Annotated in this window: 11 protein-coding genes, 1 tRNA gene and 1 pseudogene; 4 read left to right on the top strand and 9 right to left on the bottom strand. The window is 51.6% G+C overall.

The features are described 5' to 3' along the window. Positions 1-200: 200 nt before the first annotated feature. The 4 genes from U8U01_RS16370 to U8U01_RS16355 form a co-directional block, all read right to left on the bottom strand. Positions 201-1,079, bottom strand: a complete 879-nt coding sequence (locus U8U01_RS16370; protein ID WP_322176584.1) for a reverse transcriptase domain-containing protein — start codon at positions 1,077-1,079, stop codon at positions 201-203. After that, positions 1,021-1,563, bottom strand: a complete 543-nt coding sequence (locus U8U01_RS16365) for a hypothetical protein (protein ID WP_322176582.1) — start codon at positions 1,561-1,563, stop codon at positions 1,021-1,023. Before U8U01_RS16365 ends, U8U01_RS16370 begins: the two co-directional genes overlap by 59 nt. Before the next feature lie 549 nt (positions 1,564-2,112). Next, positions 2,113-2,577 (bottom strand): Crp/Fnr family transcriptional regulator, encoded by a 465-nt coding sequence (locus U8U01_RS16360; protein WP_322176579.1) that lies wholly within the window; start codon positions 2,575-2,577, stop codon positions 2,113-2,115. A gap of 5 nt (positions 2,578-2,582) precedes the next feature. Next, positions 2,583-2,753 (bottom strand): cyclic nucleotide-binding domain-containing protein, encoded by a 171-nt coding sequence (locus U8U01_RS16355; RefSeq protein WP_322176576.1) that lies wholly within the window; start codon positions 2,751-2,753, stop codon positions 2,583-2,585. A gap of 88 nt (positions 2,754-2,841) precedes the next feature. On the opposite strand from U8U01_RS16355, the pseudogene U8U01_RS16350 reads away from it, so the two are divergent. Together U8U01_RS16350 and U8U01_RS16345 are read left to right on the top strand one after the other, a co-directional pair. After that, a pseudogene (locus tag U8U01_RS16350) lies at positions 2,842-3,482 on the top strand (ATP-binding protein). 67 nt (positions 3,483-3,549) lie between these two features. Next, on the top strand, positions 3,550-3,882 hold the full coding sequence (locus U8U01_RS16345) for a cupin domain-containing protein (protein WP_322176573.1): 333 nt from the start codon (positions 3,550-3,552) through the stop codon (positions 3,880-3,882). A gap of 540 nt (positions 3,883-4,422) precedes the next feature. Here the strand turns inward: U8U01_RS16345 and U8U01_RS16340 are convergent. Next, the gene (locus U8U01_RS16340; RefSeq protein WP_322176571.1) at positions 4,423-4,884 is read right to left on the bottom strand and encodes an aminoglycoside phosphotransferase family protein; all 462 of its coding nucleotides are present in this window, start codon (positions 4,882-4,884) and stop codon (positions 4,423-4,425) included. A gap of 850 nt (positions 4,885-5,734) precedes the next feature. On the opposite strand from U8U01_RS16340, the gene U8U01_RS16335 reads away from it, so the two are divergent. Beyond that, complete coding sequence (locus tag U8U01_RS16335; RefSeq protein WP_322176568.1) at positions 5,735-7,060, top strand: MATE family efflux transporter; 1,326 nt, start codon at positions 5,735-5,737, stop codon at positions 7,058-7,060. A gap of 12 nt (positions 7,061-7,072) precedes the next feature. Next, positions 7,073-7,948: a LysR family transcriptional regulator gene (locus U8U01_RS16330; protein WP_322176565.1), complete on the top strand. Its 876-nt coding sequence runs from the start codon at positions 7,073-7,075 to the stop codon at positions 7,946-7,948. Between the two features lie 290 nt (positions 7,949-8,238). Here the strand turns inward: U8U01_RS16330 and U8U01_RS16325 are convergent. The 4 genes from U8U01_RS16325 to metA all read right to left on the bottom strand — a co-directional run bounded on the left by U8U01_RS16325 (position 8,239) and on the right by metA (position 10,670). Continuing rightward, positions 8,239-8,314: transfer RNA gene (locus tag U8U01_RS16325), tRNA-Thr, on the bottom strand. 121 nt (positions 8,315-8,435) lie between these two features. After that, positions 8,436-9,032, bottom strand: a complete 597-nt coding sequence (locus U8U01_RS16320) for a GNAT family N-acetyltransferase (protein WP_322176562.1) — start codon at positions 9,030-9,032, stop codon at positions 8,436-8,438. 57 nt (positions 9,033-9,089) lie between these two features. Next, positions 9,090-9,719 carry an HAD family hydrolase gene (locus U8U01_RS16315; protein ID WP_322176558.1) on the bottom strand — a complete coding sequence of 210 codons (630 nt, stop codon included), beginning with the start codon at positions 9,717-9,719 and terminating at the stop codon, positions 9,090-9,092. A gap of 3 nt (positions 9,720-9,722) precedes the next feature. Continuing rightward, positions 9,723-10,670: a homoserine O-acetyltransferase MetA gene (gene metA / locus U8U01_RS16310; protein WP_322176555.1), complete on the bottom strand. Its 948-nt coding sequence runs from the start codon at positions 10,668-10,670 to the stop codon at positions 9,723-9,725. Positions 10,671-10,990: the final 320 nt, after the last annotated feature.

Here is a 10,990-nt window from a genome sequence, read left to right as displayed (position 1 = left end):
TCCAGCAACGACCACACGTTATCGCTTATGTCATGTCTGTGATAGGATGTTTCCATCTTTTTCTCTCCTGCCTTTTTATGATGTTTCCATTCTATCACGATCCTCTCACCTTGTGTAGACACTATCTAGAAAGATTATCGGGATGGTGTAAAAATGTCAATCGGAATACATAGATTATTTTTGTGGAAGGGACTACAATGTTACCCACGCAATTGACGTTTTAATGCTTTTCGTATTTTTGACATATGCAGTCTGGTATCTCTGTCAATCGATTCCTTATATCCAATAATCTTTTTTGAACGTTGTATATATGTCAAAAAGTTGCCGGAACACTTTCTTGTGTGACCATCTCTCTTCTTGATCAGATAACCATTTGCACCCTTAATAGAATATAGATTGTACAAGTTTGAGGCAAGAATGCGTTTTCCTACAGAAATGTTTCCCGGTGATTTTGTTATACTTTTAACTTTCCTGTACATACGCTGATAATATTTTCCAGTCGTTTTAGCTCTGACCGTTATGGTTTTCCCATCAAAAGTAAAACCGAGAAAATTGATAAAGCGTTTTGACTTTTTATCGGATATGCCATACTGTGCGCTACAACTTACTAACGATTGGTTTTCAAATCGGTAATATTGTGTTTTTTCTGGTTCTAAAGTCAATCCATCAATTTTAAAGAATCCGCTCACATCTTTCATTGCTTGAGATGATGTATCTCCGTTGTCTGGGATCACAATAATAAAGTCATCACTATAACGCATATAGAATCCGTTCAAATTACTTACAAAATAATGAACTTGCCTATCAACATCCATCATGTATATATTTGCAAGTATGCCGCTGATCGGAGAGCCCTGGGGGATGCCGTATTTGTTTGGGTTTGGTTTGATGTGTGATCGGTTAGCTTTGAATTCCTCTATTGATAGTACACGCGAACGAGAATTCAGTTCCTTACGGCCTTTCCGATCATCCGGCAGATGGTTCAGAGCCAATAAATCAGACAGTTCCCAAACACTATACCTAGTTAAACTTTTGAAGACAGCATAATGATCGTCTGGGAGCCGTGATTCCCCCAGCAAAGAACACCATTGACGCTTTAAATAGTTGTGATCCAGATTGTCGAAAAAGCCAGTGAAATCTCCAATCATAAATATAGCACGGAGAATTATTTCGGATAAAGTCGATGGCACGCTTTGCAAAGTTGATATTGCTTTGATGAAGGTCGCTCCTATAGGCTACAGCAACATGGAATATCCTATCTTGTTCTACACGCTGATTATATAACTCGCCTAAAATAAAGTTATAATACTGATATATACAGCGGTCAATGTGTGCAGCATAGCAAATATCCCGCTTTTTATCTGTCTTTCCGTCTGCTTTACTGTATTTAGTCTGCTTTTGCTTATAATGAATAAACGGATAGAATCCATGCAGTTTTATATTTTTCGGATCTGATAAATAAACGCGTTGCTGCCCTATATTCGTTCTGTAATCAAAGCGAGCATAAAAACGCATACTTTTTTCTTTTGCCTCATCTGATGCCAGCCATTCTTTATCAGTCATCTCAAAATCTCCTTACAAAATGCAATATCCGCCAACACGGGGGGCAGCATCCCTAAGTTGGCGGATATACAGTTTTGTTGATAGTTTCTCATTGTACAGCTATTATGACATACCAAGAAACCAGCTGCCCGATTACGCAATATTCAACTATGATATAATTGAATGGGATGCCTGTGCCATCCTCTGGATATGTTTGATAACGGTGGCCGCCGTTCTGACAGCTTTCAACCAGTATCTCCAAGTTCACAAACCCTATCAGGAGCTCCTGATAGAAATTGCTACGAAAGGATTGACAACAATACATCTCCCTTACATCCTACGTGTAAGGCAATAATATTATAGATCATCTGCCATGAATTGTCAACTGCTGTTAGATTGAATAATTTGAAGTAGAGCTGCTTTTCAGACTTTTTTCGAAAAGCAACTCTATCTTTTTTGTATCCCAATGAAATTACATGGATCTATCAAAATCTGGATAGTAGAGGTTATTTAGGTTCGCATTTTAGACGCAGGAGTTCTCAAAATTCCTGTGCTTTTTCTTTCCATATCTTACTTCAAAACAAAGTGATTTTTCCGAAAATCGATAAGCCCATCCCGCCGCATTTTCCCCGGCTCTTTGGAAAGCGCGCTGCGGTCCAGGTTCAGATAATCGGACATCTTCTGCCGGTCAAAGGGTATAGTGAACTCGGCTCTGCCTGCCCGCACAGACTGGTATGAAAAAAAGGACAGCACTCGCCCCCGCGCGGATTTAGGAGTCGTGCAGAATATGCGGTTGCTTAGGGCTAGATTTTTCTGGAAAGCTCCCATCAGCAAGTTGCGGTATAGCTTTGGGTGCCACGTTTTCTGCCGGTTTTCCTCCCGCAGCAGGGCGGTAATGTCCATCATCAGGACTTGAGCGTCCTCCGCGCAGACCACGTCTACCATCAGCGGTTCCCGGCACATCACATAGGTCTCGGCGAACATCTGACCCGCTGGGACTGCCTGTAGGATGCTTCGGGTCCCCCACACGTTCACGTTTTCTATATGGACGCTCCCGATAGCACAATGCCCATCTCCTGGGCTATATAGCCCGCGTGAAGGATCATCTCGCCCTTTTGGTAGCTGTGCCTGTGCATACCGTGCAGAGTTTGCATTTCATCCACTTCCTTCGGGGTGATGTCGTGGAGCAGGGGTATAAAAGATAATTCCATAAATTTCCTCCATATTTGTGGTTGCAGCAACATAATATCTCTTTAAAATATACTATAATCAGAGCAAGAAAACAAGGGAGGAAAGAAAATGGTACGTAAAATCATTCATATAGACGAGGAAAAATGCAACGGCTGCGGGGCCTGCGCCAGCGCCTGCCATGAGGGAGCTATCGGCATGGTGGGCGGCAAGGCAAAGCTCCTGCGGGACAACTACTGTGACGGCCTGGGGGACTGCCTGCCCGCCTGCCCTGCCGGGGCGATCTCCTTTGTGGAGCGGGAGGCGGCAGCGTATAACGAGCAGGCGGTCCAGAGCAATAAAGCGAAGCAGAACACCGGTTGTCCGGGCCAGCAGATGCGACGGTTTGACCGGACAGAAGAAGCGCCCGCATCTGCCGCCAAGCCTGTCCCCAACTGGGCCAGTGGCCCTGCCAGATCAAGCTGGCCCCGGTAGACGCGCCATATTTTGACGGTACAAAGCTGCTTATCGCCGCCGACTGCACCGCCTATGCCTACGCCAATTTTCACCAGGATCTCATGCGGGGCAAGATCACTCTGATCGGCTGCCCCAAGCTGGACGGAGTGGACTATAGCGAAAAGCTAACGGAAATTATCCGGCGGAACGATATCCAGAGTGTCACCATCGTGCGCATGGAAGTACCCTGCTGCGGGGGATTGGAGGCAGTAGCAAAGAAAGCCCTGCAAAGCAGTGGGAAATTCATTCCCTGGTAGGTGGTCACGATCTCCACAGACGGCAGGATCTTAGAATAAACAACAGTCACACAAAGGAGGATGCACCATGAATGGACCGATGAAAAATATTGCAAAGGCGGAAGTCCTGACCCTAAAGGAACAAGTGGCGTATCAGGAGGGCCAGGTGGTCAGCAAGACGCTGGCCCAGAACAGCGCGGTGAGCGTGACCCTGTTTTCCTTCGATCTGGGCGAGGAGATCAGCACCCATGAGTCCGGCGGCGACGCCTTCGTCACTTGCCTGGACGGCGTGGGAAGGATCACTATTGACGGGCAGGAGTTTTTTCTCCATGAAGGGGAGTCTATCGTTATGCCCGCCGGGCACCCCCATGCGGTCTTCGGGCAGGAACGGTTCAAGATGCTGCTGGTTGTGGTATTTTGAGGGGAGGACGTGCATCTTTTAAGTCAGAGTTGGTTTGACGGCTTTTCAAAAGGCCGGGAAGCCGCATAAATACTGGCTTTTTTGACCCCACAGCGGCCTTTGGCATCTGATAAGCATGGTAAGGTCAGCTTAAGTCCCTAGAAACTCGAAGGTTTCTAGGGACTTTTCTTTGAATTACTCTATTGCGATCAGAACCCCTAAGGTTTGTACACCAATGGGTGATTCTCATTTTTCTCAGTTTTATGCGGAATTCCAGGCGTACGTTTCATCACACTAATTTGGGCATATGCATGGAAAATCTCTGGAACGGCTATTTAGAAAATCCGATGGCCTAACATTAGAACGCCCCTGTCCGATTTTACCCCCACTTGGCGACCATTTCCGCTTTGGGCAAAAAAGCAAAGATATTTATTGGAAGTTACAATGCTGGACCATATAACGGATATCATTGAGATCGAGGGTGCCACGGCCTGGGGCAAGGCACCATTTGAATCCACTAAAAATGATAAGTGCGGTCTTGGCCCATCCATTTTAACAAGGTCATCTCCCTGCCACCGACCTGTACCGGTCAAGCACCATGTTTCCGAAGGCAGCGCCGAATTCTTCTTGGTCGTCATCGTCAAGCAGATAGACAAAGTCGCTCATAGGTTTCCCGACCCTGCTGTCCCCAAAATCGAGTACACCGCACACGATGTTGTCGGGGCCGAATAGCAAGTGGTCCAGGCTGAAATCACCATGTAGCAGGCAGTGGTCCCGGCGCTTAACCGGGAGAATGGTTCTCTCAGCATGAAGTTGCCACAGAAATTGGGCAATGATATCTGCGTTCATGGCAGTTGTTTGGGGATCCAGCATCAGAAATTCGTTTCTTAAAAGTTTCCTGCCATGCAATTTTTTTGAGGCAAAATATGTAAAGTCTTCATCCCTGGAGCGGAAGATGCCGGTGAAAAGGACGTTGGGTATCTCCAGCGAGAGCTTGCCCTCCAGCCCGCGCAATACCAACATCTCTGTTTTCAGGCACTCACTGGCCTTCCTGTGTTTGGAAAGTTTGACGACAATTTCCCCGTTTACGCAAAACGCTTCGGAGTGGTTGCCGTGCCCGATGGGCTATATGTCGGCGGCTTGCAGGGAGCCCTTGATCATATCACGAACTTTATCTGTGGAATACCTCATCTTGTTGCCCTCCGGCGTTTGAATACTGACGATATAGGCCTAGTATATGATGAAAGGGGAGCGGCTGTCAAGCAAACCCGGCGGAACGATTAGCAAAGTGTAAGGCGGATGGTAAAAGAATTGCCTGTTTTCTCAAAACAGCATTGCAAATCATGGAGAAATAGATGAAACCACAGAAAACGGCATCCAGCTTAGAATATCCTGCGAAAGGACTTCAGCCGCAGGAAACACCGCCGCGTATGGTATGCCAACGAATCTTAGCGGCTTTCCTACGGCGGAATAACAGGCATAAACCCCGTTCCTATCGCTATATTTCGTGCATTTTCTTCCTCATAGGCCCAGTTCAATAGCCGGTAGCGTGGTTTGCTTTCCAAACAATTCCGCTTTTTGCAAACCCTGTAAAGCCCGGCAGCAGCCTTATCAAATCTGGAGGGCTTACCAGCGGAGCGGCTCTCTGGGTGGCGTTTTAGTGGTAGTAGGGGCCAGGATGAGTTGCTGGGCTGGGCGGATAGCCTTGAACTGAATTTTAACGCAATGAACAGAAAAGAGGCTGTGGGAAACCCGGCCGTTTTCGCATTTTTTGTAATGCTTTTTAGGCATGGAAGTGAAATGAAATAAGCATTAGACACACTGCCAAAGCTGGTGTATACTGGTAGCAAGAAACGCGAAAGGGGCACCTGCCATGTTCACAAACAAAGACCTGAAAAACCTGATTGTCCCACTGTTTTTGGAGCAGCTTTTGGTGATGCTGGTGGGCATTGCCGACACCTTCATCGTCAGCTACGCCGGGGAGGCAGCGGTGTCCGGGGTGTCGCTGGTGAACGCCTTCAGCACCATATTTATCTACCTGTTTACGGCCCTGGTTTCGGGGGGCGCGGTGGTCATCAGCCAGTACATTGGTCGGGGGGTGAAGGAGGACGCGGGCGAGGCCGCCAGCCAGTTGCTTACGTCGTCTACCTTGCTCTCCCTGGTGATTTCCATTGTGATTTTAGGCCTGCACCGGCCCATGCTCAGCCTGCTCTTCGGACAGGTGGAACCCGCCGTCATGGACGCCTGTGTGGTGTACCTGCAAATTTCCGTGTTCTCGTACCCGGCCCTGGCGGTCTACAACGCGGGCGCGGCCCTGTACCGGAGCCTCGGCAAGACCAGCGTCACCATGTATATCTCCGTTGCGGCCAACGCGATTAACGTAGTGGGCAACCTAATTGGCGTGTTCGTGCTGCGCGCGGGGGTGGCAGGCGTGGCCTGGCCCACGCTCATCGCCCGGATGTTCTCGGCGGTGGTAATCACAGTGTTGTGTTTCGGCAAGCGGGTGGACGTGCGCTACACCTGGCGGCAAATCTGCAAGTGGAACGGGGGATTGATGCAATGCATCCTACGCATAGCCGTGCCAAACGGCGTGGAAAACGGCATCTTCCAACTGGTGAAGGTGGCGCTTAGCAGTGTGGTAGCTCTCTTCGGGACATATCAGATCGCCGCCAACGGCATCGCCCAGAGCATTTGGAGCCTGGCAGCGCTGGCCGGGGTGACCATGGGGCCGGTGTTCATCACAGTAATCGGCCAGTGCATGGGCGCTGGGGATGTGGCCCAGGCGGAGCACTACTTCAAGAAACTTTTGAAAATCACCTTGGCAATCTCATTGGTGTGGAACGGCCTGGTATTTGCCATCACGCCGTTGATGATGAATTTCTATCAAATCTCCGAGGAGGCCAAATATTTAGTGGCGATTTTGGTGCTGATACACAACATCTTCAACACCGTAGCCTTTCCTATATCCGGGCCGCTGTCAAATGGCCTGCGGGCGGCGGGGGACATCAAGTTTACGATGATGATCTCTATTGCGTCCACCATTGGCGGGCGGCTGCTGTTCTCCCTGCTGTTCGCCATTGTGTTCAACTGGGGCGTAATTGGCATTGCGGCGGCTATGTGCCTGGACTGGGTGATCCGGGCGGTGATCTTCGCCCTGCGGCTGAAGTCCGGCAAGTGGAAAGCATACAAAGTGATTTAAGAGGAGGAACCTATGGAACTTCGCGTACTGCGCTATTTTCTCATGGTGGCCAGGGAGGAAAACATCACCCGCGCCGCGGAAAAGCTGCACATTACACAGCCCACCCTGTCCCGGCAACTGATGCAACTGGAGGAAGGTTTGGGCGCCACCCTCTTTCGCCGGAACAACCACCGGATCACGCTCACCGAGGATGGGATGCTCCTGAAACGCCGGGCCCAGGAACTGCTGGAACTGGCGGAAAAGACCCGGCGGGAATTCCAGAGCCGGGAGGAGTTGACGGGAGAGATCGCCATCGGCTGCGGGGAAACCCGCAATATGGCCTATCTCTCGGACTTGATGGTATCCTTTAGGGAACGGCACCCGCTCATACAGTTCCGCATCTACAGCGCCACAGCAGACGAGGTGAAGGACCGTATGGAAAACGGCCTGTTGGACATGGGGCTGCTGCTGATGCCGGCGGACATTTCCCGCTATCACACCGTGCCTATACCCTATCAGGAGCGCTGGTGCGCATTGGTGCGGGAGGATTCCCTCCTGGCCCAGCTTACCAGCGTGGCCCCGGCGGACTTGCTGCCCTATCCTCTGCTGCTGGGCTGGCGGGAGCAGGTGTTGGATTTGCTGAACCAATGGTTTGGAGAGGAACTTTCCCCCCGGGTGAGCATTGCCGCACGGTATAATCTCATTAACAACGCAGCGGTGATGGTACACAGCGGTATGGGCGTGGCCCTGACGCTGGACAAGGGCTTTTTGCCCCATCCCTACCTTACACAGGTGCCCTTGTCCCCGCCCATGGAAAGCGGCGCAGTGTTGGCGTGGAAGAGGGAGCAGGCCCGTTCCCGGACGATGGAACAGTTTATCACCCATATCAAAGAATCTTCCAGAGCCTGAGCAGAAATACCAAAGAGCGTTGCAGAAGGAAACTTAAGGGGAAATAATCCCACGTTGCAACCAGAGATGCGGCGCAGGCAAGATGGCGGCTGTCGTAAACGCGGGCACTGGTATGGCGCGTCCTGCCGGTGGGACGTACTGCCAGCCCAGGCTACACGGATTTTGAGGGCGTATGCCCTTTTGTGTGTCCCATAGGCTTAACGAAACATACAGTTATAAAAGAGAAATCCCCAGAAACCGTAAAGTTTCTGGGGATCAGACTTGGCGCACTTGGCGCAGCCAATATCTTGTGGAGCTGGATATCGGAATCGAACCGATCACCTCATCATTACGAGTGATGTGCTCTACCGAATGAGCTAATCCAGCAGCGGTGCGGTGATAAGACCGCTCTCCTATTATAGCGCAGGCTGCCGCCATAGTCAAGGGAAAAATGTGGGGGAGGGGGAATTTTTTTCGGGAGGCGGCGGGAAGGGTGGCGGGTCCCGGATCAGAACAGGATAACGCCAGTGTCCCCTGGGCGGCGCAGGTCGGTGGGCAGCAGGGAGTACAGCGACAGGTCCACAATGCCCTTATCCGGCCAGAAGAAACCTTCGCGGATGGTGCCTTCTTTTACAAAGCCGCAGCGTTCCAGCACCAACACGCCCCGGTAGTTAGAGGGCAGCACATACGCCTGGAGCCGGTGCACCCCGATACTGGCCATCAGGTAATCTACCGAGGCCCGCAGGGCCCCGGTGGCCAGGCTTTTGCCGGTAAAGGCCCGTGCCAGGGTAAAACGGACGGTCACGCTCTCTATCCGTGGGTCAATGTTGTAGATCTCGAACACCCCGGCCAGCCGGTCGCCGGCGCCGTCGGGGTAAATGCCCAGCATCACGGCTACCCGATCCCGGAACATGGCGTCTGCCTGCAAAATGCGCCGGGCGCACTGCTCTATGCTGCCCAGCGCTGCCGTGGGCGCATACCGGAAGTTTTCCTCGTCCCCCAGCACCTCCCATAGGGCAGGTATGTCCAAATCCGTCATCCGCGCCAGCGAAACCCCATGCCCCGAATAAAACGGGAAACTTGAAAACAACAGCCCGGTGTTCACCCCAAAACCCTCCTTTCATTACAAAGGCCATGCCTGTGCCTGGCAGCAGCCGGCCGCTTAGCCAAAGGCAAGCAGTTCCGGCAACTGGCCGGGGGAAGAAATTGCCGGCACGCCCTCCACCTGCCCAAACCCATAAGCAGCATGGATAAAAGGTACCCCCGCTTTTTGGGCAGATTGGCAGTCCAGTTGGGTATCGCCCACATAAACAGGATGGGAAAGCCCCAGCCGCTGGACGACCAACTGGATGTTTTGCCACTTTTCCAGCCCGGTACGGCCAATACATTCCCAATCGGCAAAGTATTTGCCCAGCCCATGGGCCTGCAAAAAGGTGGGTACATAATCCGGCCCGCAGTTGCTGACAATGGCCAGCGGAACCTTGGCGGCCAGGGCAAGGAGGGTTTCCTCCATACCAGGGTACAGCCGCCCACCGTGTTCCAGCAGGTAGATGTCCTCGGCGGCGCAGCACTTTTTAAACAGCGCCTGCCCCCGCTCCACGCTCAGGTGGGGGAACAGGGTGTCCATCAACTGCACGGAGGTCATCCCCATGACCCGCTCCAACTCGGCCCGGGTGGGCACATGGCCCACATCCGGCTCCTCAGCCAGCACCGCGCCCCAGGAAACGGCGATCCCTTCTGTGGCGTCCCACAGCGTCCCGTCCAAATCAAACAGTACTCCATCACATTGCATCTGTCAGCCCTCCTTTTCCGGGGCATGGCCAGCCGAACCACCATGGACAAAGTCAAAGGGGGTCTGCTGGTAGACATAGTAGTTAAGCCAGTTGGAGATCAGCAGATGGGCATTGCTGCGCCAGGTGAAGGGCGGGGTTTGGGTGGGGTCATCGCCGGGGAAATAATTGTAAGGCACAGCCGGATCCAGCCCCTTGTTGACGTCCCGGAAGTATTCCTTGGCCAATGTGTCCCGGTCATACTCCTGATGGCCGGTAATATAGATACGCCGCCCGTCCTGCTCGGCCAGGATATGCAGCCCGGCCAACTCGGAATCAGCCAGGCAGATCAGCTCTTTGCAGGCAACCACCTCTTCGGCGGGAACCTCGGAGTAGCTGGAGTGGGGGGCCAAAAAGGTGTCGTCAAAGCCGCGCATCAAGGGGTGATAGGGGTTCGTGACGCGGTGCTGGAAGATACCGCACAGCTTTTGGGGCAGCCGCCTTTTGCTGATGCCGTGATGGTAAAAAAGCCCTGCCTGGGCGGCCCAACAGATGTGCATGGTGGAGTAGACGTTTTCCTTTGTCCACTCCAGGATGCTGCACATTTCCTGCCAGTAGTCAACCGCCTCAAACGCCAGCGTTTCCACCGGCGCGCCGGTGATGATCATCCCATCAAAGCGTTGCCTCTTGATCTGCTGGAAAGTCTTATAAAACTTATTAAGGTGGGTAGAACTGGTGTGCTTACAGGTATGGGTGGAGGGGACAACCAGTTCGGCCTCTACCTGCAAGGGAGAGTTGCCCAAAAGGCGGAGCAGTTGGGTTTCGGTTTCGATCTTAGTGGGCATAAGGTTTAAAATAGCGATCCGAAGGGGGCGGATATCCTGGGTTATGGCACGGCTTTCCTGCATTACAAAGATGTTTTCGCCTTCTAAAACCTCAATAGCGGGCAGGTCTGCCTGGATGCAGATGGGCATACGCTACAATCCTTTCTATAAAAGTGATGGGGGAAATAGCTTAATCATATAGGGGAAGAATATGGAAAAATGCCGGAAAAGGGGTTGACAAAGCCCCATATAAACATATATAATACAGACACGTTGCCGGGCAACCAGCAACTGGGACTATTATAGCACACCGGGCGCAGTCTTGTACAGCGCCAGCCCAAAACTTTTTTGAAAAAACTTCAAAAAAGGAGTTGACAAAAGAGTAAGAGTGTGGTAAGATAGTCGAGCGCTCAAGAGAGCGGGCCGAAAGGCAAAGGCGGACGAAAAAGATTCGAAAGAGTCGAAAAAAG

It is taken from the genome of Acutalibacter caecimuris (assembly GCF_034335085.1).
GTDB classification, from domain to species: Bacteria; Bacillota; Clostridia; order Oscillospirales; family Acutalibacteraceae; genus Acutalibacter; species Acutalibacter caecimuris.
This window is presented reverse-complemented; position numbering and strand designations above follow the sequence as displayed.

Coding starts and splice junctions, on each gene's coding strand:
- U8U01_RS16355 (WP_322176576.1), bottom strand. CDS start 2,753: ATGGAATTATCTTTTATACCCCTGCTCCACGACATCACCCCGAAGGAA.
- U8U01_RS16335 (WP_322176568.1), top strand. CDS start 5,735: ATGTTCACAAACAAAGACCTGAAAAACCTGATTGTCCCACTGTTTTTG.
- U8U01_RS16330 (WP_322176565.1), top strand. CDS start 7,073: ATGGAACTTCGCGTACTGCGCTATTTTCTCATGGTGGCCAGGGAGGAA.
- U8U01_RS16340 (WP_322176571.1), bottom strand. CDS start 4,884: ATGTTGGTATTGCGCGGGCTGGAGGGCAAGCTCTCGCTGGAGATACCC.
- U8U01_RS16315 (WP_322176558.1), bottom strand. CDS start 9,719: ATGCAATGTGATGGAGTACTGTTTGATTTGGACGGGACGCTGTGGGAC.
- U8U01_RS16365 (WP_322176582.1), bottom strand. CDS start 1,563: ATGACTGATAAAGAATGGCTGGCATCAGATGAGGCAAAAGAAAAAAGT.
- metA (WP_322176555.1), bottom strand. CDS start 10,670: ATGCCCATCTGCATCCAGGCAGACCTGCCCGCTATTGAGGTTTTAGAA.
- U8U01_RS16345 (WP_322176573.1), top strand. CDS start 3,550: ATGAATGGACCGATGAAAAATATTGCAAAGGCGGAAGTCCTGACCCTA.